The sequence below is a fragment of the Metabacillus schmidteae genome (assembly GCF_903166545.1).
Lineage (GTDB): Bacteria > Bacillota > Bacilli > Bacillales > Bacillaceae > Metabacillus > Metabacillus schmidteae.
Genome location: NZ_CAESCH010000001.1, coordinates 1,141,907 through 1,168,548, shown reverse-complemented (window position 1 = coordinate 1,168,548; position 26,642 = coordinate 1,141,907). Strand labels below are relative to the sequence as shown.

Below are 26,642 nucleotides of genomic sequence, written 5' to 3'. Positions count from 1 at the left end.
TTAACAAAGGTCAGATCCTTATACAGGAATCTGACCTTTGTTGAATCAGTTATTTCTTATTCTTTTATCTTTCGTCAATATCAATTGAATAAGTGTCAAACCATACATGAATTTGCGCTAGATGGGCAAGAAGCTGTGGACCTGACATTAATTGTCCAAACCATGGTACTTGGAATGCTTTCCCTTCTGTTTCAATGATATCATTTAGCTTTTGCTTGTTGAGAAGCTCATGCAATATGGAATCCTTTCCACTCACAAGTGATAACAACCAATTTTTCACTAATCTCGTATACTCCGGATTATGTGTTTTCGGATAAGGACTTTTCTTGCGATAGAGAACTTCATTTGGCAGAATTCCTTCTAACGCTTTTCGAAGGATCCCCTTCTCACGATCTCCATACATTTTCACATCCCAAGGAATATTCCATACATACTCGACAAGACGGTGATCGGCAAATGGTACACGTACTTCTAAGCTGGCCCCCATACTCATTCGATCTTTACGATCTAATAAATTTGTCATAAACCAGTGCAAATTTAAATAAAAGAGCTGTCGTCTTTTCGCTTCGACTTCAGATTCACCTTCAAGTAAAGGTGTTTCGTTCACAGTTTCTTGATGACGAGCTTGAACATATTCATGTAAATTTAATTTCGTTTGCCATTCAGGCTTTAATAATGACATTCTTTCATCTGTAGAGCGCATCCACGGAAAGCCGGAGCTGGCTAAGTCTTCAGGACGATGAAACCATGGATAGCCTCCAAAAATTTCATCTGCACATTCACCTGAGAGGCCAACAACAAAATCATTTTTTATTTCACGACAAAACCAAAGCAATGATGAATCAACATCAGCCATACCTGGTAGGTCACGGACAAGAGTTGCTTCAATAAGATGATCAACTAACTCCTGCTGAGTAATGACACAGCGGTGATGTACCGTATTGAATTCATCGCTCATTTTCTGAATCCATGGGCCATCTGAGTTCGGTTGGAATTCATTTGCCTTAAAAAACTTCTCATTATCCTCGTAATCTATTGAATACGTATGAAGCTGGCCCTTTCCTTCTTTTTTGTAATGCTCCGCAGCAATGGCTGTAATGGCACTGGAATCTACCCCGCCTGAGAGGAATGTACATAGCGGAACATCTGAAACTAATTGTCTAGTTACTGCATCAGTAAATAAAGAGCGAACTTTATCTGATGTTTCTTCTACAGTATCTTCATGCGGTTTGCTTACCACATTCCAATAGCGCCATTTTTTCAAGCCGTCTTTCGTATAAACTAATGCATGTGCTGGACGGAGCTCATCAATGCCTTTAAATACACCGACACCTGGTGTACGAGCCGGACCAACACCAAAAACCTCCGATAAACCTGTTTTATCTAACTTTGCCGAAACCGACGGATGTGCCAAAATTGCTTTTAGTTCTGATCCGAAAAGAATAGAGCCATTTCCCTCTTTATAAAATAAAGGTTTTACTCCTAAACGATCTCTTCCAATAAACAGTTTTTCTTTTGCAGAATCCCAAACCGCAAAAGCAAATATCCCGTTTAATCGATGTACACATTCTTCTTCCCACTCTATATATGATTGGAGGAGTACCTCTGTATCGGAATGACCCTTAAATGTATACCCCTTCGCAAGAAGTTCCTTCCTGATGTTCTCTGTGTTATAAAGCTCTCCATTATAGCAAATGGTATAAGAACGATCTTCCTTTGTTCTTGTCATCGGCTGAACACCACCGGCAGGATCAACAACAACTAGTCGTTTGTGACCAAACAACACATGATCTTCTCCCCAAATATTTGTATCATCAGGTCCCCTTTTTGATAATGTCTCAGCCATTTTCTTCACAGTTTCTTTCTCTGAGCGTAAATTCCCTTTAAAGTTTACCCACCCTGTGATTCCACACATTTGCGTATCATCTCCTATTTTTCAATCCATGTTATATATTCTCACGCCAATTACTCCAACAGGTGTACCTAGTCTATGCCCAGGGCATCACAATGTTGAATTGTCCTAATCAAATAATCCATGCATAAACTTTTTCACTTTTGTCTAAAACGAAGATATCAACAAAAAATCTACTACATCACTTGTGTCAGAATGATTTGGAGGGTTATATCATGTTTCCACTAAAACGAACAGATCTGCTATTAAATCAAAAACGTTCGTATTTAACTGGACTGATCGAAATAGCTAATGATCAGTACGTCATTTATGATGATATGAATGATGAGCTACTTTTATTAGATGAGATTCAACATTCTCATCTGGAAATTTTGCAATCTACAGGATGGAAAAGCGGGGAATGGATAGGATTTGGTAAGATAAAAACAAACACAGGAACTTATTCAGTCAATAATGGTGATACTGTTCGTGTTCGAAAAAAACTACCGGTAGCACTGGATGAAATGTTGAAGGAACTTCAAGATGAGACATTCGTTCGATTCATTAAACAAATTAACTCACTTGGCTTTTCACTTTATGACTGTATCTATTCATATAACCAATTATTATTTATGGAAAATCGTGTTCATAAAAAAGGAGTATCATTTTATCAATTGGACAATGAGGAATGTATACTTGGTATCCAGCATCACTTCGAAAGGGGAATCCATTCCTCAGACCGACTGGAGATAACATCAAGCCTCGGGGAAAGAAGATTGGTTTGCAGTAAATTTTAATGAGTGAAAAACTGAATGTATTAAAAATGCCTCCTCAAACGAGAAGGCATTTCTATGTTTTTTATGAAAAACTCCAAATTCCTAGCGGCAAACGCATTCCTAATAAGATAGTAAGGATGACAACTATTACAAATTGAATCCAAAATACTCTTGTCGGCTTCCCTTTTTTCAAGCGGACTAATACCATTTCCATTGCACCAATTGTCCATACACCTAAGATCATTTTCGCGATGTATTCGCCATCTATCTGATAAATAGCTGATACAAGCATACCACCTGTCAAAATAATTAAAATATAAAATAATCTTAGAACCATATGTACAATTTTTGATGGCTTTTCTTTTCCAGACTTAAACAGCGAGTGTGCGACAAAAAATAAAATAATCGCAACAACCCATGTTGCTATGTGTGCATGTGTCATATTTTTTCCTCCTTAAACTGATCAAGACAACCCTATTTTAGCATGATTTGCTAAGAATATTAAAAGATAAACATGAAAAGAATGAACTTCCTGTGAATATTCGGTTATATGTGTGAAATAAAAAAGAAGTCAATCCATTGGCTGACTCCTTCCATTTGATTAACTTAACACAGTATTGCGTAATGTACCGATTCCTTCAACCTCGATTTCTATAATATCGCCTGGTTGTAGAAACTTAGGCGGCTTAAACCCTTTGCCTACGCCTGCCGGAGTTCCTGTTGCGATGATATCACCCGGCTCTAATGTTGTCCCTTGTGAGATCGTTGAAATAATATGCTCAATTGAAAAAATCATATCCTTCGTATGACCATCTTGACGTAATTCATTGTTTACTTTTGTTTTGATCGTTATATCATAAGGATTTGAAATGACCGATTTATGAACCAGGTATGGACCAATTGGACAAGATGTGTCTAAGCTTTTCCCCAATAGAAATTGCTTATGCTGTGCTTGTAAATTTCTGGCTGTAATATCATTAACGATCGTATATCCAAATACATAATTCATTGCTTCGTTCTCTGGAATACGCTTTCCTTTTTTCCCTATGATAACCGCAAGTTCTCCCTCATAATCTAATTCATTTGTAATATGGGAATGTGGATCAATTTCTTGTTCATGGCCAATAACTGTTGTTGGCGCTTTTGAAAAAAGCATCACATGCTTCGGGATATCTTCTTCCGTTCCCATTTCAATTGCATGCTCACGATAATTCTTTCCAACACAGAAAATATTTTTTTCCGGTCTTGGTATAGGAGCTAATATTTTCACATCAGAAGCTGCATATACATAGCTTTCTACCCTGTCTGCAACCTTCAATTTGTCGACGATTTGCTTAACATTTTGAACAAATTTATCGCCTAAAGCAACACATTCGACTAGTGTCTTAGGGAAAGAATTCATGTCAAAGATTACCTGTTCCGCTTTATGTATATCGATTATCTTATCTTCATGCACTAAACCAACAAAAGGTTCATTATGTATAATAGCTGTCACAAACTTCAATGTTTTTTCCTCCTTCAATTGTACTGTGCCAGAATGAAGCTTTTTAGCTTTTCCTTCTCTTTTTTCATTTATGTTCATATATTCGCTATGAAGAAGATATTCTCCTTTAATAGGAATGGAGAATTCATGAACCTAATTCCATTTCTCCCTTGTAAAAAATTGTATCTTTTTTGGATATTTTCATGATTATACGTTTTCATTATGTAAACATTGTATAATATTCTTGTCTTATAATCATAGAAAAATTTGAAATGGAGAAAACATACATGCCTTTGAATGAAATTGAACTTAAAAGACAGCAATTAATCAAAACAGCCCTTCATTACGGAATTAATTCACCCAAAACCATTCAATGCAGCCAGGAATTAGACTTGCTTCTATTAGAAGAATTAAAAGAGCTTAACAAACAAACAATAAAAAAGACTTTGCTTATCACCAAGTCCTAATGGCGTTAGCCTTAATTTCCCTTATACTCCTTAAAAGTTTACAAGTAACATCAAAGTCTTCCACACAGAAAAGAAGTTTTAGCACGATCACCCCAAGATGTATTTTCCCCATATAAATACGAATTTTCTTCCATTGTTCACACCTTTTTCACCTTCTTCATATTCTAAAAATAGGTAAATGTCATTTCTTGTTTTTTATTTTCAAGCTAAAGGATGTTAAAAATGCCAGCTATTGTAGGAGCTTTTAAGGTAAATAGTGTAGGAACAAGCAGCATTGTGCATGTTGGAGATGTTATTACTATTTCTCCTCATAGTGAGGTAAAAACATTTGCCGGTGCAGGCTCTTTTAATACAGGTGATGGATTGAACATATATAATCAAAACTCAGTCACAAATACGTATGATAATGATGTGATTGACCAGCCTATCACCGGAAACTTGTAAGACTTATGATTCTCTTTATTATAGGCTTATCTTGCCTAAAGGAAGTGTCAGTATGAACTTTTATATTAACCAATCAATCTGTATTAATTACCTCCGAGTTGAAGCAGTTAGTAACTCTTCTGTGTTGCAGATTGGAAGTGCAGGAATGATTAAGCCTTTATCAAATTTATATAACACTGGCGGCTTTTATCAACCTGCACCTCAAATTGAAACAGAAACGCCAACTGGTGTTCAAACACCTCCTTCTAATGGTTTTGTTGTTCCCTTGACCTCGCCGACTTCTGCATCGTAAATTGTTTGTTATAGGCATTCACCCATTTTTCATTATGTGCATACACTTTATGTATCAACTATTGTGCGAGAACCAAAAGGTGGGTGAATGACAATGAACTATAACGATATGATTAATTATTTACAGCAACTTCATCATTATGTTCAGCAGCAAGACAAAATGATTCAACAACTTAACAAACAACTAACCGGTCTTCGGACTGACATAGAAAAAATAAAAAATCAACCTGTTACGAATATTGAAAGGATAGAATATAAATTTGATCAATTAAAAGTAGAACAGCTTGATGGAGTTTTAAATATCGGTCTAAATCCAACTGATCCTGATCAAATCGATAACTTTGAGGTTCAACAAAAAGGAATGAATGTTAATGGTGGTCAACAGCAGCTTCGCGAAAAACTGTTAAAACAATGCACACAAGATATTCACCATTTTTTAAGCCATGATTGTGTCCACTATATTCATCATGCCGAAAAACAATATGATTTAAAGCTTGATGAACCTCATCGTCAGCATATTATTGCAGATATTCGAAAACAAATTGATAGTCGAATAAACTATTACTTAAATGCTCAGCCTTTATCGGATCAAGATTCTCTCGAAAATAAGAAAAAAGAAATATTTGCTTTGGTGAAAAAGGATGTAGAAAATTCAATAAATCATTTCCTGCAACACTTGCCTAAAGATTCTTATCAATAAGGAGTGGCTTTTCACATGAATTTTACTGTCGTGAATCGGAATATAGAGGTTGGAAACATTCGTGTCGTTGGGGTAGCGAGTTCATCAGTTTTTCTAATTGGAGATACACAAACAATTTCACTATCCTCCGTCTTTGATACTCCACCTGAATCTCTAATTATTGGTCCGTTAGTACCATTGGCACCACAATGATTAACCGTCAGTCAAATGTTACTTCAGCTTATGTAAATTCAGTTGGTCTAAGTTCTGTTTTCCAAATTGGTGATTCTCTGCAAATTACACCAACAACAAATGTCCTGGCTGTTCAGCGTGAAGAGGAAAAATTTTTCGGTTATGAGGGAGATACATCTATGTTCCAAGCCTTTCAGGAAGAAATTCCTCAGCCAATTATATATGAACCAGTTATAACAAACTTCTTCCATGAAATCCCAAGGATTAATGTTCATTCAGTAAATGTTACAGCTTTATCAAGTTCTTCTGTTTTCCATATTGGGTCAACAAAAGATATTATTGCCGAAGCGCGAGTCAAACATATTCGACAGTTAAAAAATAATAACAACGGACAATAGTTTATCAAAAGGATCATAAGAGTTCGAACACCTTTGAAATACCCAGCATACTGTAATGTAGGAGTAAACTATAAAGGGTGTTTTTTATATGCCAGCAATTGTCGGTCCGATAAAAATTAATCATGTAGGTGGCGGAGTAGTTAATTTTGGTGACACGTTCTATCTGGCTCCAAAAAGCCAATCCAAATCTGCCTCAGGGTCTGGCGGTGGAAACACAGGAGATTTCCATATTGTTAATAATGGAATTAATGCAACAAATTTAATTGACCCTGATGTGGCTGATCAAAACATGGTTGCTAATAACTAATAGGATGCAAAAAGGGGAGGTGTTTAGGTAAAGCACCTCCCCTTTTTATCTCCCTTTTTGCTTTCGTTCATTTGATTTTCTCGTTTGAACCAACTTCGTTGACGGCTGCTTTCGAATCCATTTAATAAAACCTCTGATTTTCTCATCTTGCTTTAACTCTTGAATAGTTGAAAGCCGTGCTGCTAGCTCTTCATTTGTATAAAGCGCATGAATCTGCTTATGACAAGCTATACAGAGCTTTGCTGTCGGTAAAAAGGTCCCGCCCATTTCCTTAGGAGTTAAGTGGTGAATGGTTGTTTCAACTTCTTCCCTCTCACATAATTCACATGTACCGATTTCCTTTTTCTTTGCCATCTTATCGTCAATCCTTTTATCATTAGAGAGATTCTAAATAGACAGAAGTTCCTTTCCCTGAAGGTTCGGCTGGTTCAACAATTAATTTTCTTGGAAGTCTAGCCCTTAATTCCTGCACATGACTTATTACTCCAACTGAGAGATTTTGTGCTTGTAGCTTCTCCAGTGCTGTAATAACTGTATCAAGCAACTCAACATCCAGTGTGCCAAATCCTTCATCCAAGAAGAAAAATTGAAGCGGGTATTCGCCTCTGAGTTGGATTTGCGTTGATAATGACAGTGCCAGAGCTAGAGATGTGAGGAATGTTTCACCACCTGACAGAGTTGAAACCGGTCGTCTGACTCCACCATTTGCATCATCTCTCATAATGAAGCCACCTTGAGAATCCACTTCGATTGCATAGCGTCCACGAGTTAACATCGACAATCGCTCAGTTGCATCACGACTGACTTGTTGCAGCTGTTCTTCTGCCACATATTCAACAAAACTATTTCCCTTAAAGACTGATTGTAGCTTTTCAAGCTTTTGAAGCATGTCATCAAGTTCATTTTGCTTTGTTTCAATCTCTGAAAAGCGCTCATGCTTATCAAGAAGTACTTCTAACGCCTTCGTTGCTGCTCCCTTATTCGCAACAGCTTCTTCTGTTTGCTGCTTCATCTCATCTCTTATCATTTGGATGCGATCCCATTGTTCTTGTGATACGACTTGTCCATCTAACTTCTCTTCAATTCGCTTTAAGTCTGTGTTAAGTTGTTTCATTTTATCCTTAAAGGCTTCAATTTTCACTTTCATTTGTTGTCTTTCAAACGAAGATAATAAAGAAGATAATGTTTCTTCAATTGTTAAAAATGCTGTATTATATTTTGCTTGTTCCCATGCTCTCTCAGCCTCATCCACTTGCCTGGCTGTTTGATTCAATGATTTTTCATATGCTGTTTGTTCACTTTGAAGCTTATAAAGCTCGTTTGATTCTCTTTGCCATAATTGATATAAATTATTTTCTTTCTCAGCCAGGTGCTTAATTTGTGCTTCAGTTGCTTGGATTTGTGTAGAAATCGCCATCTCGCCTTTTACTTCGCTAAGCTTTTCTTCCTTTTCCTTAATTGATGAACGTCGATTTTGCATTGTCGAGTGTATTGCAATTTGCTTTTCTGTTAGTTGTTGATTCATTTTTTCTTGTTCTTTCACAAGAGCCTGTTGTTCTTCAATAAAGGAAAAGCTTTTTTGAATTCTTTCTGTTAGCTGTTCGTTTGCAGTATCTTTTTCTGAGATCTCACCTTGTCGCTTTTCAACCTCTTCAAAAGGGATCATTGAGTATTTCTCTGAGTAATGAGATGTGCTTTGTTCATAGTTTTCCTTGTATAGATTCGCCTTTTCTTCCCATTCTCTCACATCGAGAAGTGCTGATGAGATACTATCCTTCCTTCTCAGTTCATCCTTCTGCAATTCACGATACAGTTTTACTGTTTTTTCTATTCCTTGCCTTACCTGTAAAAGGTCTTGGGTAAGACGTTTAAATTCAGTTTGCAAAAGATGAAACACTTGGTTAATAGATAAATCCTGAGAACTTTGAAGCAATTCGTTTATTTGAGCCTCTTCAATTTGTTTCACTTCTTTTAAAAATTCAAATTCTGAAACAAGCTGTTCTGATAAACCTTCTGCTTTCACCTTTAAGGATTGAGGCTCATGACTTAACATTTGTAATTGCTCAAGCTGTTTCTTCATTGTTTCAGAGAGACGATCAAGCTTATTATGATCTGGTTCAACATGGACAGCAGGGCTAGGATGACTACAAGATCCACAAACCGGACAAGCCTCTCCATCTTTTAACCCCTTTACAAGTTCAAAAGCAAGTTTTTGATTTTTGGCATCTTGTTCTTCCTTAGTAGCTATTTCTACTTTATTTTTGGCAACTGCCACTGCTTGCTTATATTCTTTTTCCCGATCAGAGACATAATGATAGAGTTGATTTAACTGACGAAACTGTGTTTCCAGCTGTTGTTTATTTGTTTGTAGTTGTTCTGTAGTTTGACTTGCTCTCTCTTTTTCCGCATGAATAGCATCTGTTTTCTTTTTTAGTAATTCAGTTGTTTCAACATATTGCTGCTTACTTCTAAGGACATGTTGTCTTGCATCAGCGGCACCACGTACTTGATCACGATCCTTCGCAGACACCAAATTTGCTTGTTGCTCTTCCTTTAGAGCATGTTGCTTATTCAACGCTTTTTCAACTAGCTGCTCTGCTTTTGATAATAATGTTTGATGATGTTCACGCTGATGTTGCAGGTTGTTGTACTCTATTTCTACATCTTTAAGCACCTTTTGTTCCTGCTCAAGCTCTTCTTCAACCTTTTGCATTTGCAATAATTTCTCACGCTTTGTCACCAATAAAGGTTCCTGCTCTGCTTTTTCCTTCCGAATTTGCTCGTACTCTCGACTGGTTACTTCGTACTTTTCCTTCATGTTTTCATAGTTTTTCTTTGCAGCAATCAAGTTGATTTCAGCTTCATTTCTTTCTTTCTTACGTGCTTGCAGGGCTTCTGCGTACGGTCTTAAAGCTTCTGCTTCCTCTGCAGACTTAAGTCGTTTTTCTAATCCGGCAATTTGTTCTTCTTCTTTTTTTAAAGCCAGCTTTTCTTTTTCGATTTCAGCCTTTTCCATTTGCAAGTTCCAAAGAGTTTGTTTTTGCTCAAAGTCTTTTGTAACACTCTCCAGCTCTTTTTGGCGCTTTTCTAACAAAATTTTTGCTTCAGTGACGTTACTTTTTGCTTCTTCCACTGCCTCGGCTGATGCATCACCTAAGCCTGTTTTCTCTGCTTCCAATTCATTTCGTTCAATTCTAGTTGAAGCTAAACGTCTTTTTAACTTTATCAACAATTGATCTCCATATTGCTCTAAGTGGAATAACCGCTGCAGCATTTGCCTTCTCTCTGCACCTTTTAAAGATAAAAATTCAGCAAATTTCCCTTGTGGCAACACGACTGCACGGGTAAAATCATCGATTGTCAGCCCAAGCAAGCCATAGATTTTTTCATTCACATCAACTGCCTTATCAGCCAGAACCACATGTTCCTCATCTTCTTCAATTAACCGGCATATGGCTGTTTTCACGCGGATATCGTCTGTACGTTTAAAAACACGTTCAACAATATATCGTTTTTTTGACGAAGCATTTTCAAGTTCAAAAGTGAAGGAAACCGATAGCTGATCCTCTGCATGATTAAGGATGCCATGTGTGTTATTCATCGCGCGCTCAACTTTTCCATATAAAGCAAGTGTCATCGCGTCTAAAATAGATGATTTTCCGCTTCCAGTTGGACCAAAGATTCCAAAGATTCCTCCATCACAAAGAGAATCAAATTGAATGGTCTGCTTTTCACGAAAACTGTGTAAACCGGCAACACTTAATGAAATAGGCTTCATGCTTCATCACCTTCCTCTTGCTCTTCATCCTGATTAACCAGTTCCAAAAACAGCTTAATAAGCTCGTCCTCTGGCTTTGCCCCACCTGTTTGTTTTTCGTAAAACTGTGTAAATAACTGATCGATCGGCATATTCGCCTGCCTTGCAGCTGCTAATTCCTGCTCTGCCTGAAAAACAGGACGTATATGAATAAAGCCGGGATGCCATTTGCGCAGGCGATGGATTTCTTCAATTGATAATGTACTTGTTAAATGGATTTCTAAATCAATCCATGCTGTTGAATCTTTGCCTTCATCAAGCCATTGATGAACCTGACTAATCCCTTCTGTTGCCTTCCATTTCACTAATGGCTTTCCAGATGATAACGGAATTTCTTTCACCACAACCGGCTGATTTGGTTCAGCATCAAGAATGGTAACTGATTTGGCATAGCCAATTTCTGAGAAACTATAAGCAAGCGGAGAGCCGGAATATCTTGTTATTGTACTTGCACGCTTCATATTTTGAGGACGATGTAAATGACCTAATGCTACATACTGAGCAGCTTCCGGCATGCTTGTTGCCGCAACTGTATAAGCTCCACCTACTTCGATAGGACGTTCGGAATCTGAAGAGCTTCCACCTGCTACATGAATATGACTCATGGCGATATTGACTGTGTCTTTTTGAAATTGCTTGCTCATGATGGAAAATAGGTCACGAATTCGTTCATCATATTTATTACGAAGCAATACTTCATCATGTTCTTGTGATAATACTTGCTCAAGCCTTGCTTCAGAAGGATAAGCCAATGCCGCAACCATCATTTGCTGATCTAATCTGGGCACATCTACTTTAATAACATCAGTTATTGGATATCCAATTAAATGAATGGAAGAATTGTTTGCTAAAGGGGATGCAGCAGATAATCGGTCCGGATTATCATGGTTTCCAGCAATAACGATGATCGGACGCTTGCCATAATCGGATAATCTCGAGAGTCCATCATAAAATAATTGCTCTGCCGCAGCAGGAGGATTTACTGTATCAAAGGCATCCCCGGCCATCAAAATGGCATCAACCTTTTCTTCTTCTACTATTCTGACAAGCTCGTCAATAAACTGAGCCTGCTCTGCCAGTCGGCTACGTCCTTCAAGAGCTCGACCTAGATGCCAATCTGCCGTATGCAATATGCGCATTCATTAACATTCCTTTCCGGCTTAGGTTTCTATAAAAGTAAAGCAAGAACAATCGGCTTTTAGCCGATTGCTCTCACATAATTTTTCTACATGTTGATTAAATAGCCTCCATCAAAGAAAAACAAGTACTTTTCCTGAAGTGGACGGTGCAGAATATCTTCTACAGCCTTTGTATATAAATCGATTTGAACACGATAGCGGTTCTTTAATCGTTCTTCAACAGCTAGTCTGTCTTGGTTGAAGCGTCCTTTGATCGTATCTGTTTTATAATCCAGCAAAACAGTTCCCTGCTCATCCTCAAATAAGCAGTCAATAACACCTTGTATTAAGATCGGTTCATCCTTCATATTTTCATAAAGTTGCTCAGCGTCTAACGCATAACTAAATGGAACCTCCCGATAGACATTCTTTGCGTTAACCATTCTTTGACCTAGATCTGATGAGAAAAAAGAAGTGATCTGAATCACATCAATCACATTTGCCAGCTCTGGAGTAAGAATTTCTCTTTGAACAAGCTCATCTACCTTATGTTTAATTGTTTTCTCTGTTATTTCTTCTTGTAGATTGATATGCTGCATGACAGCATGCATGGCTGTTCCTTTTTCCGCCGGAGTGATGGACTTCGTTTGCATAAATCCAGGTCGGTTAAAAAGAAGTGATTGTGCAGCAGGCTTCTGTAACAGCTGTTGATCACTGTATTCATCTTGAACTTCCTGTTGTCTCTTTAACTCTGTTACGGATTGCTTTGAGCGGCTTCTTGTTGCCTGCTTATAAGGATAAGACCAGGAAAGCTGATCACAAACAGCATCTTTTAGTTCACTCTCTATCGATACAGCTTCACCTTCTTGAATAGAAGTAAGCAGCTCGTGATTTAATTCCTGCTCTGCTTTATATGTTTCTTTCAGCTCTTCTCCTTTTACGTTTTCAATTGTCCAACGAGATGGATGTCCTGCAATTTCTTCTTCAAAGCATATCTGTCCGTCACTAAGCACAATACAGTCTTTATGACGAATTAACGCTGGTCCAATCCAATCCAAATAGCTTTTTGCTTTGGCACGTTCAAAGTCTGGCAACAGCCATTCTGTATGAGAAAGATGATTTCTCCAATTTGTGATGGTTTTATCAGGATCCTTTAACGTCCCTAACAGATAAAGCTTTTCTTTAGCACGAGTAAGGGCAACGTAGAGGACACGCATTTCTTCTGCGAGAAGCTCCATTCTCATTTTTTTCTTTAGTGCAATATAAGGAAGTGTTGGATAACTAACACGCAGTTTAGGATTAATTAACTTTGTGCCAAATCCCAGTTCTTTATCTAATAGATATTTTTTATTTAAATCCATCATATTAAATTGCTTGGAAAGACCTGCAACGAAAACAACCGGGAACTCCAATCCTTTACTGCTATGAATTGTCATTAATCTGACAACATCCTCCTGCTCACCAAGAGCACGAGCTGCTCCTAAGTCATCCCCGCGATCCTGCATTCGTTCAATAAAACGTAAAAAGCGGAACAACCCTCTAAACGATGTTGCTTCATATTGTCGTGCACGATCATATAACGCTCGGAGGTTTGCTTGACGCTGTTTACCACCAGGCATTCCACCAACAAAATCAAAAAACTTTGTGTCACGATAAAGCTGCCAAATTAAATCTGAAACAGAACCTTGTCTCGCCAGGTCGCGCCATCCTTGTAATAACTCAATAAATGGATTTAGTTTATGAAATAACTCTTTATGTGCCTGTTCTCCAGATGTAATGAATGCTTTCACAGCCTCATAAAATGTCCCTTTTCGATCATAGGTTCGAATTAAGGCTAATTCATTTTCACTTAGTCCGACAACTGGTGAGCGTAATGCTGAAGCTAGTGGAATATCCTGAAATGGATTATCAATAATTTTTAGGACAGACAGCATAATGGCTACTTCGGTAGCTTCAAAATATCCATTTGAAAGATTCGCATAGACTGGTATTCCAACCTGTTTGAATTCCTCCATAATTTGTGGAGCCCATGGCATAGAACGAAGGAGAATCACCACATCACGATATGTGATGTTGCGCGTTCCACCTATAGCTCGGTCATAAATTTGAAACTGTTCATCTATTAATGTTTTAATCTTTTTAGCCATTAATCTTGCTTCAAGTTGAACGGTTTCCAGCTCTTGCTCATCAAAGACACCGTCAGCTTCTTCCTTTTCAGCATCTGGCTCCACACCGCCACGTTCAACGAGTAAGAGCTCTGTGCTCATCTGATGGTTCTTCGGATAGTCAGCTCCCAGTTTTAATTCAGCATCATGATCATACACGATCTCTCCAACCGTCTCACCCATAATCTGCTTAAATAAATAGTTTGTTCCATCAAGCACTTCTGATCGGCTACGAAAGTTCTTTGATAAATCAATTCGCATTCCGGTATTTTCCGGCACTTGTGTAAATCGTTTATACTTACTTAAAAAGAGAAAAGGCTCCGCCAATCGGAAACGATAGATTGATTGTTTTACATCTCCTACCATGAAAAGATTTCCGGTAGCTTCTTCATCCTTCGTGACTAATTTCAAAATCGATTCCTGCACAAGATTCGTATCTTGATATTCATCAACTAACACTTCTACAAACTGCTGTTTATAATAAAGAGCTGCCTCACTTGGTTGTCCCTCTTCTGCTTGAAGAATTTGCAGGCAATAATGCTCTAAATCCGCAAAATCAACAATTCCTTTTTCTTTTTTCATGCCTTCATATCGGTCTGCAAACTGTTGCACCAGTGAAACAAGTTTTTTCACAACAGGTTTTAAGTGTTCGAAGTCTTGAATATACGCTGCCAATGGCCGAGAAAAAAGTTCATCCCGAAGCTGCTCGATTTGTTTTTTCGCTGCATTTCGCAGTGATGTCACTTGATCAGTAAGACTTTTATCGTATTGATCACCTTTTACAATTTTTGCGCGGGTCATTTTAAAGTTTTTCAGGTGTTCTCCCAGCTTATCCCACGAATCCTTGTGTGCAATAATGTCAGAAATCTGTTTTAAATCATCCTCTAAGTTTTCCGCTCTTGGAGCCGGTCCAGCTGGCTGCTTTGTCAATTCCATCGCTTGTAATAACTGATCTTTAGCCCCTGTCAGCTGCATCCCAATATCCTGTAGGAGATACGTAATGAACGGCAAAGAATCGATATCATTTTCGTCAATATCGTACATCTCTATCAGCTGATCAAGCCAAACAGTTGGTGTTGGATGTGATCTTGAGAAAAAGTAAAGCTCCCGAATCAATGATTGCAGTTCAAGATCACTACGGTCTGATGTATATCGATCAACTAAGTCAAAAAACTCTTCATTGTCTTCCAGACTATATTCTTCTTCAAACATCTCATCAAGAACTTCATCAATCAGTAGTTGTCCCTCTGTTTGATCAGCGATGCGGAAGCTTGGATCAATATTAATCAAATAATAATATTTTCGTACAACTTGTAAACAAAATGAATGTAAAGTTGAAATAGATGCTTTATTGAGCAATGTAAGCTGTCTTCGTAAATGAAGAGATGATGGATTCTCTTTTAACGCCTTTTCAAGAGCTTCACCAATACGGCTCCTCATTTCAGCAGCGGAGGCATTTGTAAACGTAACGACTAATAGTGAATCAACATCAACAGGGTTTTCGCGATTTAAAATCTTTCGGATGATTCGCTCAACTAAGACAGCTGTTTTTCCGGAACCTGCTGCTGCAGCAACTAATATATCCTGTCCGCTAGCGACAATCGCTTTCCACTGATCATCTGTCCATTGACTATTTTCCGGCTTTGGAATAAGTTCATTCATGATGCCCTGCCTCCTCTCTTAGTTTTTTTAGCACCTCATCATTTTTCTCACTTTTTAAGATGCGGAAATTATTTTCCTCTAACGATTCATCAAATTGACAAACCGATTTATATTCACAATACGTACATGGCATTTTGTCCTTGAGCTTGTATGGGCTAATATCGGTTACACCATCGGTAATATTTGTCCCAATTTTTTTAAATGTAGAACGAACATGGTTGCGTAACAGCTCAAATTCCTCAACGCTGGCAATCGAGGATGTTGAACGGAATCCACCATCTTTTTTCAAGCCTGCAGCGATAATATTAGATGTGCCTCCTTCAGTTAATGTGTTATCCATTAATTTAACTGTTTCTTCATCACCTAGTAAGAGGCCCTTCATTTTAAACTTCTTAAAAATTTCATCGTCAAGCTTATCTTCAGGTAATAGAGATGATGCTTGAATCATCGGATCATGCACATGGAAATACAATACACCTGCAGGAGTCGCCTTTACACCTAGCCATAAATTGGAGTTTGAAATAATAACATCCAAATATGTGAGCATTTGCAATGCTAATCCATAATACACTTCAGAAAGCTGGACATTTTTTTCACTGGATTTATAGTCAACAATTCGTAATAACACACCATTTGAACCTGTCGCTTTATCCACACGATCAATTCTCCCTGCTACCTCCATCGTGCAGCCGTTCGGCAGCGTAAAACGAATTGGCGGCAGTTCCCCGCCTTTTCCAAAGCCCAGCTCCAATCCTACTGGGGCAAATCCGCTTGCTTTGGCATGCTCACTTAAGATAGATGAAGCGCGGGCAAGAATTTTTTGAAGCTTTCTTTTTATATAGTGATAGCGATTCGAGCTTAATAAAATTTCCTTTTGCAATCGTGGCGCTAATCGTTCAACAGCATCATTCGAAAGTCGCTCACACTGATCTTTCGTAAGCTCCCTCCAATCAAGCTGCAATTGCTGCAAACGATCTGAAATGAGCTTAAGAGCAGAGTGGAACATTTGTCCAATATCAGGTGCCTCAAGCTTGAAAAATTGCCTTTCTCTCAGCTTTAAGCCATGTGATGCAAAATGGGCGAATGGGCAGCTATTAAATTTCTCCATTCGCGACACACTACCTTGAATATGCTCACCGTACAGCTCTCTACTTATGTTTGGCTCAAGCTGCTTTGATTTGTTTTCGTATAATAAACTACTTAACACCTTCTTGGTCATTAGCTTATTTTCTGATGTCACGAAATAGTTATAGGCATCCCACCATAGCGGATGAATCGGGTATCCTCTTTTCCAGAATTGTAACTGTGAGGTCACATAAGAAAGTGTTACATTTTGATTAACAATAAAAGATAACTGATCCTCAGGTTTAAGCTGCTCAGGCTCATTGATCAGCCTTTGTTGTTTAATCTGAGGAAACATTTCCTGTATTCTTTTAATGATTACAGATGGAAGCAGTGCCTTTCCCTCTTCATCTGCCATTGGATACGATATAAAAAGCTTTTCAGATGGACTTGATAACCCCATATAAATAACAAAGTTTTCATCTAAGAGCTGCTGTCTCGCTGTAGGGGCTAATTCAACACCTTGATAGTGGAGGAACTCTCTGTCATCCTCTGTTAAAATACCTTCTTCCTTCGGTCTGGCCGGAATAACCCCATCATTTGCCCCAACAATGAAGGAGCATTTCACATGAAAGAACCTTGATTTTTCTAAGTCGGCAATTAATACTTGATCAATGGCCGGTGGAACAAGTGAGAACTTCATCGATTCTAAACCAGTTTCAAGCATTTCAGAAAAAAGCTTTAATGAAACAGGCTCTTCTGCCATCATTTCTACAAACTCATCTAATAGATTCACAACTGCCTGCCATACTTGGTCATGCTCCCGTGCTTCTAATAACTGTCCTTTTTCCTCTGCTTTTTGACGGAGTGCTTCCAGCTTCTGGGGAATCTGTAATTCTTCTAAATATAAATACAGAGCCTCTGCAAGAGAACGTCCTGTTTTACTTCGTTTTAATCTTTTATGCAAGGATTGAACCGGTTGGACAATCAGCTCCCGCAGCTGATTTAATTTGTCTTCCATTTGTTTTTCTTCATCTGTAACGACGAATTCATCGTCAAGTGAATAAAAACGACGGTAACGCCAACGCTCATCCTTTGTCCATTTTGAGCCTTGAATGCCATAAGATAAAACATAGTTTTCCAGCAGGTCTATATCCTCACGAAGAGATTGGACTTTCTCTGTTAACGGAAACAGCAATTCTGTTTTCACTCCACGGAACACGGCCTCATATCGCCAATGACCGTTGATTACCTCTAAAGTTGAACGAATAAGTTCTACTAATGGATGATTTAACATCGATCGTTTTTGATCAATGAAAAACGGAACCTCATAATCACGAAAAACCTGTTCAATTACGTCCCGATATTCATTAGAATTTCGAACAAGCAAAGCGATATCCCGGTATCGGTACTCTCCTTGTCTGATGAGTGATTGAATATTTCTTGCAATCCCTTCAATTTCAGAACGGCGGTTTGCAGCTTGGTAAATAGTAAGATCTGTGTTTTCATCAAATACTTGTGTTGGTCTCATATCAAAAAATGCTTCTAGATGCTGCAGAGAAGGGCTTTTATAAAAACGATGCTGCTCCTTAAGAAGGATAGGTTTGTCTACTTCTTTGCCGGCTTCTGTCGCCAGCTGAAGAATTTTATGATAGGTTTTTCCTGTCATTTGAAATAAATGCAATTCATGCGGAAGGAAATTTTCGTACGGCTTGTCCGCCGTAAGTGCAATTTTTACATTTTTGGCATGCTTGATTAAAGAGCCTATCACTTCAAATTCTTGTGGTGTAAAGCTATGAAAGCCATCAATATACACATCTGCTGATTGTAGATAACTTGAGTCTTGTACTTTTTCTGCAAGCAGTTTTAAATAATCTTCAGAATCAACATACTGCTGACTTAATTGAATTTCCATTTGCTTATAGAGAATAGCCATGTCATGAAGCTTATCTGTTAATGATTTTTGATCAAGCTCTGTTTGAGCGCCTGCTAGATATTGTTCCAGCTCTTCCGGTGATAAACAGTATCGTTTAAATTCTGTAAGCATGGTCTCTAGTTGTTCAATAAAACCATTTTTATCACTTGCTTTTGAAAACACCTTAAATTCCTGTTTATATTGTTCTACTAATTTTCTTAATAACATTTGAATGCCGGTACTTGATAGATGCTGGCGCGTCATCCCGCCTGTTTCCTGCAGCACCCTCCAAGCCAAACGGCTGAAACTAAAGGTTTGTGCTCTAATCATTCCACCTAAGTTGGGGGTGCGAATTAATTCGTACTCAGCTCCAAATGTCATCTGGTCTGGAACAAGGTAAATGATCGGCCGTCCAATTGGTTCTTCAAATAAGCTATGTCTAATTTCATTTAATATTGTTTCTGTTTTTCCGCTGCCAGAGCGACCTAGAATAAATTGAATCGTCAAGCTAAATACCCCCGCTAACGTTTTAGAATCTTGCTTTTTTATGATGAAAAAATAAATACCACAACTAAAATAGCGTGGTAGTCATAGGTTTATTTGGAAAAGCGCAAGCGCCTTGTCCAGCCTAGGGCAAATAAGACACAAATGAATAGAAGACGTTCTTTGTCTTCAATTCATTTGTGGCTAGACCCTAGAGGGGCTAGGCGCTGGAGCTAGACACCAAAACTTAGTTCGTAATTTCACACTGTCTCTTCTACAATGTTTCTAATTATCTATTACTATTTTACTTTACTTTTTAAGTAAATTCCATTTTTCATGCCTACCAACTTTTGTCTAAGGGACACCAAAGCCTATGGTGGAACATAAAATGACAGAAGGAGGTGGTTTGGTTGAAAAATCAGCTTATTTCTTTTTATTTTTGGCTTGCTGCTGTTTGTGTAGCAAGTAATATCTATTTACTTATTCCTATGTACTCTCACCTGGCGGATGGCCTTTCCTCTACATATGAAGAAGCTGTTTTCTCTAGCACGATCTTTACCTTTTGTTATGCCATCGGTCTCTTAAGTTTCGGACCTATTTCCAAAGCTTTTTCTAAGAGGTATGTTTTATGTTTAGGAATGTTTGCTTCTTTTCTTCTAACGTTTAGTCTTGCTACTGCTGGTTCATTGCAAAACTTTTATATTTTAAGAGGAATTCAAGGGATCGTGTTAGGGAGCTTTGCTCCTGTTGCCTATGCTTACTGCTTTGATGCTTTCTCTGTTAAACGGAGAACATTTGTTATCGCGATTATTAATACCGGTTTTTTAATGGCAGGAATCATCGGACAGCTTATTAGCTCAACCCTTGTACATGCGTATCATTGGCAAGCTGTTTTCTACTTTTTAAGCGGGTCATATTTGTTTCTATCCATATGTGCTATTTTTCTACTTCCTAAAGTAAATAAAAACAAGCCGGTTCATAAAATTCCCTCTTCTCCATCATCAAATAAACTTTTTCACGCACCTGTCACTATTGGACTTTGCATGACTTTTATAACACTTATGTCATTCGTTGCTTTTTATGAAGAGCTTGCCCAGTATTATGCGGGACAGGAAAAGGAGTTATTTTTAAGTAGAAGTATTGCACTAATCGGTACACCACTTTCTTTGCTTAGCGGACATTGGTTTAGTAAATCTTCTCCTCAAAAAATCATGCTCATTTGTTTATCACTCATGATTCTTTCTTTTGCATTTATGCTCCACGTGAAACAACTAGTCATTATTACAGTTCTATCCATCTTTTTTGTTTCTGCCATCGCTGTTTTTATTCCGTCTTTGATTACGTTTATAGGAGAAGCTGCAGCCGAAAGAAGAGCAACTGCCATTTCTCTCTATTCCTTTATCCTATTAACAGGTGCGAGCCTTGGTCCGATCGTATCAAGCGCATTGTCTTTTCAATCAACGTTGATTTTATTTATTGCTTTGTTTGGAATCGGATTCCTGGCACTCATTCAATATAGGAAAAATCCCAAAAAACAGGCTAAGAATTCTTAGCCCGCACTTTATCTTTCTATAAACAGCGCTACTCCAATCCCTCCACCTACACATAGAGAGGCAAGCCCTTTTTTCGCATTGGTTCGTTGCATCTCATGCAAAAGACTCACAACAATTCTTGAACCCGTGCAACCAATTGGATGTCCTAAGCTAATTCCACTTCCATTCACATTTACTTTTTCTCTGTTTAGATTTAATTCTTTTTCAACAGCTAGATATTGAGCAGCAAATGCCTCATTAATCTCGATCACATCAAGATCATCGACAGACCAATCGAGAGCTGTTAATCCTTTTTGAATGGCAGGTACCGGTCCGATTCCCATCATTTTCGGATCTACTCCTGCTACTGTATAGTGAGAGATTCCCCCTAAAATTGGCAATTCTCTTTTTTCCGCTTCCTCTCTTGTCATTAATACAAGTGCGGCAGCTCCATCATTTAATGTAGAGGCATTCCCTACTGTTACAGAGCCATTTTCTCTAAAAATAGCAGGTAATGCAGCGAGTTTTTCTCTCGAAACCCGTTTTGGACCTTCATCTTGAGAAATGGTTATTTCTCCTTTTTTGGACTTCACCTTTATCGAAACAATTTCATCCTTAAATTTCCCACTTTCTATTGCTGATAATGCACGGTTTTGGCTCGATAATGCAAGCTCATCCTGCTCCTGGCGTGTTATGTTATAAACATTAGCCACATTTTCAGCTGTTTCACCCATCATAATGTGATGAATTGGATCCTCCAATATCTCCCATACACTATCTGTCACTTGACTATGCTGTAGTCGTGAGCCCCAGCGATGCTGTTTTAGCAAGTACGGACTTGAACTCATCACTTCTACCCCACCGGCGATGACAATATTAGATTGACCTGTTTGAATTTGCATGGCAGCTGATAAAATAGCCTGAAGCCCCGAGGCACATTGCCTTTGAATTGTGTACCCTGTCGTTGTATCTGGAAATTCCGCTAACAGCGCAGATGTGCGTGCTGTATTAGGCTCATCGGTACGTTGAATACAGTGCCCTAATATGACTTCATCTACCTCTCGTTTCTCAAGCTTGCTTCTTTTTACAACCTCATCTAATACCGGCACAGCTAATTGAGTAGGCAACATTTCTTTGAAAGCGCCGCCAAATGATCCAATTGGCGTCCTAGCTGCGGCAGTAATAACAACCTCGCACATGTTTCCATCCCCTTATTCTTCACAATTTTACTTGAGCAGGTGCTCATAGTATTAGTATATGATAGGTTACTAGAAATATGGAAAGAGTATACTCTCTTTCTAACTAAAAAAATGCCAACTCGCTTGGGGTTCCCAATGAGTCAGCATTATTTTTTATCTTGTACTGTCCCGATGATATCATCAATCTTAACTAGACCAAAATGACGACTGTCCCGGCTTTGGATGCGGTTATCTCCAATGACAAATATATATCCTTTTGGAATCCTGGTTTTATCAGTAATCTCCTCAAGAGTGAAGCTTCCTGTTTTTTTGATCAGACCCACATTTTTCTCTAAGAATGGTTCATTAACCGCCTTATCGTTCACGTATAGCTGATCATCCTTATAGTGAATTTCATCACCTGGCAGGCCGATAATCCTTTTGATATATATTTCTTCGCTATCTGGTGGATGAAATAAAACAACATCAAATCTTTTTAACGATGAAAAAAGAAAACCTAATTTATTTATAGAGAGCAACCGGCCTTCTTCATAGGTAGGTTGCATAGATACCCCTTCAACTTTGTATTCGACAAAGATAAGATTTTTCATAAAAATAGCCGTAAAGCAAATACCTACTGCAGTAAAAGCAATTCCTCGTTTTTTCATACAACCCTCCGGCATTAGCGACCCCTTTTTCTTGTTGTCATTGTTGTATTCAAACGTTTCTCTACTTGCTTGCCAACAAACCATAATAATAAAATAACGACTCCTGCAATAGCTGCTCTTGTTGGTTGAGTTATCAGAGCATGCAGATCCTGTCCAATAAAGCTCACCATAAATATCATAACAAATTTACCGGATAAGACCGCCAAAATAAATTGCCAATAACTTATTCGGGAAAGCCCTGCAACAACATTAATTGCAGCAGATGGAGTAAAAGGAAAGCACAAAATAAGAAAAAGCGGACTAAAACCTCTACGCTCTATCCAAGTTAATAGCTTCCTCATTCCCTTCTTGTCTTTCATCCGTTGAATCCATCTAAACTTGCCAAGCTTTCTCATGATAATAAATACAATAATAGCACCTGAACAAGCCCCTATCCAAGATAAAAAGAACCCCATCCAAAGTCCAAATGAATTAACATTTGCAACGATGAAGACTACAAGTGGCAAAAATGGGAAAAATGCTTCTAATAAAGGCAGCAATATTGCAAAAAACGGACCAAATGAACGATATGTTTCAAAAACTTCCATTAATTGTTCTAAAGTAAAAATATCCTGTAACGTCTCCAATATCATTTATAACTCCTCATAAGAACCTTTGTATCTATTGTACACACTTATATAAAAACTTAAAAGAAAGAACATAATCAAAGTATGACTTACTTGCAAACTTATGTAGTGTCATTTATAATAAAAATAGAACACTTGTTCTACATTCTACAGGAGGTCTTTTTTATGACGAGAATTCCAAGCGACATCAGAGACATGATTGAACAGTCTATTTACTTACCTATGGCTGTTTCCATTTTCAACAAAGATTTAGCTGTCATTGAACAAAGTCCTTTTAAATTACATCGTCCATATTTAACAATTGTTGAAGAATCTTTAAAGCTCGCACAAAAAGATTTATCAGAAATAAAACGTGAGCTTTACAAACGAAACATTAAAGTTCATCAAGTTGAACGTGATGAAGCATTTACTCTCTACTCTTTTATTTATAACGGCTATGAAGAAAAACACAATTATTTTAACCCCAGAATTAGAAACAAAGTTTCTGAAATTATGGAAGATTACTTATTTAAGCCAAAGAAATAAACAATCATTATGTCCAATCAAAAAATCTAATGATTGCTCTAATTCCATACCAAAGAAGTCGAAATGGCCAAAAAATAATTTCCGGAGCATAAAAAACAACATCTGATAGAAAATCAATAAATGTATAACGATCATCTATCTGACCCTTTTTCCTTTTCTTGTTGCCTCTTCTTCTTCGATGTTTAAACATGTTATTCCCCTTTTCATTACCTTTTTGCAACTGGAGATAGCTCATGGTTCTCCAAAAGGATTATGCATCCCTCCTGATAAATGAGCTATCATCAATAATATCGCATAGTTAAGTTATGGAAAAATTCAGGTTATACCATATATTTATATTCCACGGCCGATCATTTTATCAGAACCGATTCATTTTTCTAATGAGTTGTTCATAAAAAGCATTCACTTCTTTTTCATTTTTGGGGAATAACAGCATATTAATTTTTCTTTGCTCGTGTTCAATACGAGAGGAAATAATCGTTCTTAATTGAGCTGTTCGGAATAACTGATTTTCAAAAGAACCAACAGAAACAGGTACAGTAATTTGCTTTCCATTTGTAAAAGTGATATCAGTATTATCTTCTTTAGTCGCAGAATACTCTTTTACAAAACTATGAGAAATCCATGCACAGTGAGCTCTAGTTGAGGAAGTTGTAGGAAAAAAATAAATGGAGTTTGCCGGGTCAATGACAATAGGTGGCTTGTGTGTTACTTTCATTAGATCTTTTGTCCCGGTTTTTCTGCCGCTATAACTGCTTCCAAAATACCGACAACTTTGATCTATAACTTCCATCGGCCGTTTTTCCACAAACAATTCCTGTTCAAACTCCAATACTTCTGAACAAAACTTATTTCCTTCAGGAAGAATCGCCATCGTAAAACGATTAATTGTATAGTCCTCTACTCTTACTTTTGTTGGATCATTCACCATTTTCAACACCTCTTAATTTATTTATTAGGTAATATATCCCATAATCTAGCATGTCTTTTTTTATTTTTCTATAAATTTACAAAAAATCCACAAAAAAATGACTTCTTTTACATTATTGTAAAGAAGTCATTCATTTTCATTCATTTCAGCCGATCTATCAAGTGTTTCATTTTGAATTTCATCACCATTCATATCTATACCAAAAACCGGGTTTAAAGGTGTTGGGGAAAATTCAGTCTCTTTTTCTCTTTTCATGACATCACATCCTTACAAATAGCATCTCCCTTTGTAAGGTTTTCATACACTCATCAAAATATTCCTGTTAAATTTTTAAAAAATTTTAACAATTCAGTTGATTTCCCACTTTAAATTCCATACAATATAAAAAAGGCATCAGGGGTGATAATTCATGAAAAATAAAAAGTCATCGTACACTGAAATCATGAAGTCCCGTAATACGAAAAACGTTCCATCCGAGCAACCTGTATTAGACATGTATATTCAAATGATTTTGGATGAAGCGCTGTTTAACAGGAAAAAAGCATTGCTAGAAGAACGTATCAATGATGCACTTGACACAAAGAACAAAACAGTCTTTATGAAACTCTCAGATGAATACAGAGGAATGCGTAAGTTAGGATGAAGATTGCCGAAAGGCGGTCTTTATTTTTTGCGGCTAGATGAACAAAAGGCTCAGCAAAAAAGCTGAGCCTTTTGGTGTAACACAATTAATGTTCTTTTCTTATCCCTGCATAAACTGCTCTGTCTCAGTTGATCCCTTTAAAGCAGTCGTTGAAGAAGTTCCCCCTGTGATGGTTTGTGCTACCTCATCAAAGTAACCAGTACCAACTTCACGTTGATGTCTTGTTGCAGTATATCCGTGAGCCTCACTAGAAAATTCGTTCTGTTGCAGCTCTGAATAGGCAGCCATCCCACGGTCTTTATAGCCACGGGCGAGTTCGAACATACTGTGGTTCAAGGCATGGAAACCGGCAAGAGTGACGAATTGAAACTTGTATCCCATTTGAGCAATTTCCTTTTGAAAATTCGCAATGGTTTTTTCATCCAGCTTTTTCTTCCAATTAAACGATGGTGAACAATTATAGGCTAACAATTTACCAGGATATTTTTTATGGATTTCATCAGCAAATTTTTGTGCCTGTTCAAGATTAGGCTCTGATGTTTCACACCAAATTAAATCTGCATAAGGTGCATAGGATAAACCTCTGCTAATCGCTTGATCAATGCCGGCACGGGTGCGATAGAATCCTTCTAACGTGCGTTTACCTGTAATAAATTCATGATCACGAGGATCTACATCACTTGTAATAAGGTCTGCTGCATCTGCATCGGTTCGAGCGATAATAATTGTCGGAACTCCCATTACATCTGCTGCTAACCGAGCTGATATTAAATTTTTTACCGCTGTTTGAGTTGGAAGTAAAACCTTGCCACCTAAATGGCCACATTTCTTTTCTGACGATAATTGGTCCTCAAAGTGAACACCTGCAGCCCCTGCTTCAATCATGGCTTTCATTAATTCAAATACATTTAACTGACCTCCAAATCCAGCTTCAGCATCTGCCACAATCGGAGCAAACCAATCAATAGCCCCTTCACCTTCAAGATGCTGAATTTGATCTGCACGTTGAAGCGCTTGATTAATTCGCTTTACAACATGTGGTACACTGTTTACTGGATATAAGCTTTGGTCCGGATACATATGTCCAGAAAGATTTGCGTCTGCTGCAACCTGCCAGCCGCTTAAATAAATAGCTTTTAGTCCTGCTTTTACTTGTTGTACTGCCTGATTTCCTGTTAAGGCTCCTAAAGCATGAATATACTGCTCTTCATGAAGATACTTCCATAGCTTTTCAGCTCCACGTCTTGCTATAGTATGTTCAATATCAATAGATCCTCGTAATCGAATAACCTCATTTGCCCGGTAAGGTCGAGTTATTCCATTCCATCTCTCATCAAACTCCCAGCTTTCTTGTAATGCTTCTACCCTTGTTTGATCGTTCATTTTATA

General features: G+C 37.8%; 26 protein-coding genes. 11 read left to right on the top strand and 15 right to left on the bottom strand.

Translation table 11 applies throughout. The features are described from left to right. Positions 1-64: 64 nt before the first annotated feature. Positions 65-1,915, bottom strand: a complete 1,851-nt coding sequence (gene asnB, locus HWV59_RS05680; protein ID WP_175638279.1) for an asparagine synthase (glutamine-hydrolyzing) — start codon at positions 1,913-1,915, stop codon at positions 65-67. Between the two features lie 212 nt (positions 1,916-2,127). Between asnB and HWV59_RS05675 the strand changes: the two genes are divergently transcribed. Further along, positions 2,128-2,688, top strand: a complete 561-nt coding sequence (locus HWV59_RS05675; protein WP_102228382.1) for a DUF2777 family protein — start codon at positions 2,128-2,130, stop codon at positions 2,686-2,688. 61 nt (positions 2,689-2,749) lie between these two features. Here the strand turns inward: HWV59_RS05675 and HWV59_RS05670 are convergent, their stop codons facing one another. Next, a complete protein-coding gene (locus tag HWV59_RS05670) occupies positions 2,750-3,109 on the bottom strand; it encodes a YisL family protein (RefSeq protein WP_102228381.1) in 360 nt (119 codons plus the stop codon). 159 nt (positions 3,110-3,268) lie between these two features. Beyond that, a complete protein-coding gene (locus HWV59_RS05665) occupies positions 3,269-4,171 on the bottom strand; it encodes a fumarylacetoacetate hydrolase family protein (protein ID WP_175638278.1) in 903 nt (300 codons plus the stop codon). Between the two features lie 266 nt (positions 4,172-4,437). On the opposite strand from HWV59_RS05665, the gene HWV59_RS05660 reads away from it, so the two are divergent. From HWV59_RS05660 to HWV59_RS05630, 7 genes are all read left to right on the top strand, one after another. Then, positions 4,438-4,617: an aspartyl-phosphate phosphatase Spo0E family protein gene (locus HWV59_RS05660; RefSeq protein ID WP_175638277.1), complete on the top strand. Its 180-nt coding sequence runs from the start codon at positions 4,438-4,440 to the stop codon at positions 4,615-4,617. A 222-nt stretch (positions 4,618-4,839) separates the two neighbouring features. After that, positions 4,840-5,061, top strand: coding sequence for a spore germination protein (locus HWV59_RS05655; protein WP_102228378.1), 222 nt, complete (start codon positions 4,840-4,842; stop codon positions 5,059-5,061). 52 nt (positions 5,062-5,113) lie between these two features. Continuing rightward, entirely contained in the window at positions 5,114-5,353 is a 240-nt protein-coding gene (locus HWV59_RS05650) for a spore germination protein GerPB (protein WP_102228377.1), read from the top strand. Between the two features lie 93 nt (positions 5,354-5,446). After that, on the top strand, positions 5,447-6,052 hold the full coding sequence (gerPC, locus tag HWV59_RS05645; protein WP_175638276.1) for a spore germination protein GerPC: 606 nt from the start codon (positions 5,447-5,449) through the stop codon (positions 6,050-6,052). A 15-nt stretch (positions 6,053-6,067) separates the two neighbouring features. Then, positions 6,068-6,244 (top strand): spore gernimation protein GerPD, encoded by a 177-nt coding sequence (locus tag HWV59_RS05640; RefSeq protein WP_102228375.1) that lies wholly within the window; start codon positions 6,068-6,070, stop codon positions 6,242-6,244. Next, positions 6,241-6,621, top strand: a complete 381-nt coding sequence (locus tag HWV59_RS05635; RefSeq protein WP_175638275.1) for a spore germination protein GerPE — start codon at positions 6,241-6,243, stop codon at positions 6,619-6,621. The genes HWV59_RS05640 and HWV59_RS05635 overlap by 4 nt, the downstream gene beginning before the upstream one ends. 88 nt (positions 6,622-6,709) lie before the next feature. Beyond that, positions 6,710-6,928 (top strand): spore germination protein, encoded by a 219-nt coding sequence (locus HWV59_RS05630; protein WP_175638274.1) that lies wholly within the window; start codon positions 6,710-6,712, stop codon positions 6,926-6,928. Positions 6,929-6,973: 45 nt separating this feature from the next. Here the strand turns inward: HWV59_RS05630 and HWV59_RS05625 are convergent, their stop codons facing one another. The 5 genes from HWV59_RS05625 to addB form a co-directional block, all read right to left on the bottom strand. Next, positions 6,974-7,282, bottom strand: coding sequence for an HNH endonuclease (locus HWV59_RS05625; RefSeq protein ID WP_175638273.1), 309 nt, complete (start codon positions 7,280-7,282; stop codon positions 6,974-6,976). Between the two features lie 22 nt (positions 7,283-7,304). Further along, positions 7,305-10,706: an SbcC/MukB-like Walker B domain-containing protein gene (locus tag HWV59_RS05620; protein ID WP_175638272.1), complete on the bottom strand. Its 3,402-nt coding sequence runs from the start codon at positions 10,704-10,706 to the stop codon at positions 7,305-7,307. Continuing rightward, positions 10,703-11,884 (bottom strand): exonuclease SbcCD subunit D, encoded by a 1,182-nt coding sequence (locus HWV59_RS05615; protein WP_175638271.1) that lies wholly within the window; start codon positions 11,882-11,884, stop codon positions 10,703-10,705. Before HWV59_RS05615 ends, HWV59_RS05620 begins: the two co-directional genes overlap by 4 nt. Before the next feature lie 86 nt (positions 11,885-11,970). Beyond that, complete coding sequence (addA, locus tag HWV59_RS05610) at positions 11,971-15,690, bottom strand: helicase-exonuclease AddAB subunit AddA (RefSeq protein ID WP_175638270.1); 3,720 nt, start codon at positions 15,688-15,690, stop codon at positions 11,971-11,973. Beyond that, on the bottom strand, positions 15,683-19,174 hold the full coding sequence (gene addB / locus HWV59_RS05605; protein ID WP_175638269.1) for a helicase-exonuclease AddAB subunit AddB: 3,492 nt from the start codon (positions 19,172-19,174) through the stop codon (positions 15,683-15,685). Before addB ends, addA begins: the two co-directional genes overlap by 8 nt. A gap of 386 nt (positions 19,175-19,560) precedes the next feature. On the opposite strand from addB, the gene HWV59_RS05600 reads away from it, so the two are divergent. Further along, positions 19,561-20,703, top strand: coding sequence for an MFS transporter (locus HWV59_RS05600; protein ID WP_175638268.1), 1,143 nt, complete (start codon positions 19,561-19,563; stop codon positions 20,701-20,703). A gap of 8 nt (positions 20,704-20,711) precedes the next feature. On the opposite strand, the gene HWV59_RS05595 is transcribed toward HWV59_RS05600, so the two are convergent. The 3 genes from HWV59_RS05595 to HWV59_RS05585 form a co-directional block, all read right to left on the bottom strand. Further along, entirely contained in the window at positions 20,712-21,881 is a 1,170-nt protein-coding gene (locus HWV59_RS05595; protein WP_175638267.1) for an acetyl-CoA C-acetyltransferase, read from the bottom strand. 146 nt (positions 21,882-22,027) lie between these two features. Then, complete coding sequence (gene lepB / locus HWV59_RS05590; RefSeq protein WP_175638266.1) at positions 22,028-22,528, bottom strand: signal peptidase I; 501 nt, start codon at positions 22,526-22,528, stop codon at positions 22,028-22,030. Positions 22,529-22,542: 14 nt separating this feature from the next. Continuing rightward, positions 22,543-23,154: a TVP38/TMEM64 family protein gene (locus tag HWV59_RS05585; RefSeq protein WP_407941613.1), complete on the bottom strand. Its 612-nt coding sequence runs from the start codon at positions 23,152-23,154 to the stop codon at positions 22,543-22,545. Positions 23,155-23,319: 165 nt separating this feature from the next. On the opposite strand from HWV59_RS05585, the gene HWV59_RS05580 reads away from it, so the two are divergent. After that, complete coding sequence (locus HWV59_RS05580) at positions 23,320-23,679, top strand: hypothetical protein (protein ID WP_102228364.1); 360 nt, start codon at positions 23,320-23,322, stop codon at positions 23,677-23,679. A gap of 7 nt (positions 23,680-23,686) precedes the next feature. Here HWV59_RS05580 and HWV59_RS05575 read toward each other — a convergent pair whose 3' ends face one another. The 3 genes from HWV59_RS05575 to HWV59_RS27245 all read right to left on the bottom strand — a co-directional run bounded on the left by HWV59_RS05575 (position 23,687) and on the right by HWV59_RS27245 (position 24,865). Next, positions 23,687-23,869 (bottom strand): hypothetical protein, encoded by a 183-nt coding sequence (locus HWV59_RS05575; protein WP_142385582.1) that lies wholly within the window; start codon positions 23,867-23,869, stop codon positions 23,687-23,689. A gap of 168 nt (positions 23,870-24,037) precedes the next feature. Beyond that, a complete protein-coding gene (locus HWV59_RS05570; RefSeq protein WP_175638265.1) occupies positions 24,038-24,610 on the bottom strand; it encodes a competence protein ComK in 573 nt (190 codons plus the stop codon). A 126-nt stretch (positions 24,611-24,736) separates the two neighbouring features. Next, positions 24,737-24,865 carry a hypothetical protein gene (locus HWV59_RS27245; RefSeq protein WP_268921749.1) on the bottom strand — a complete coding sequence of 43 codons (129 nt, stop codon included), beginning with the start codon at positions 24,863-24,865 and terminating at the stop codon, positions 24,737-24,739. A 154-nt stretch (positions 24,866-25,019) separates the two neighbouring features. On the opposite strand from HWV59_RS27245, the gene HWV59_RS05565 reads away from it, so the two are divergent. Beyond that, on the top strand, positions 25,020-25,253 hold the full coding sequence (locus tag HWV59_RS05565; protein WP_102228361.1) for an IDEAL domain-containing protein: 234 nt from the start codon (positions 25,020-25,022) through the stop codon (positions 25,251-25,253). 99 nt (positions 25,254-25,352) lie between these two features. Here HWV59_RS05565 and aceA read toward each other — a convergent pair whose 3' ends face one another. Then, positions 25,353-26,636: an isocitrate lyase gene (gene aceA, locus HWV59_RS05560; RefSeq protein WP_102228360.1), complete on the bottom strand. Its 1,284-nt coding sequence runs from the start codon at positions 26,634-26,636 to the stop codon at positions 25,353-25,355. Positions 26,637-26,642 lie beyond the last annotated feature (6 nt).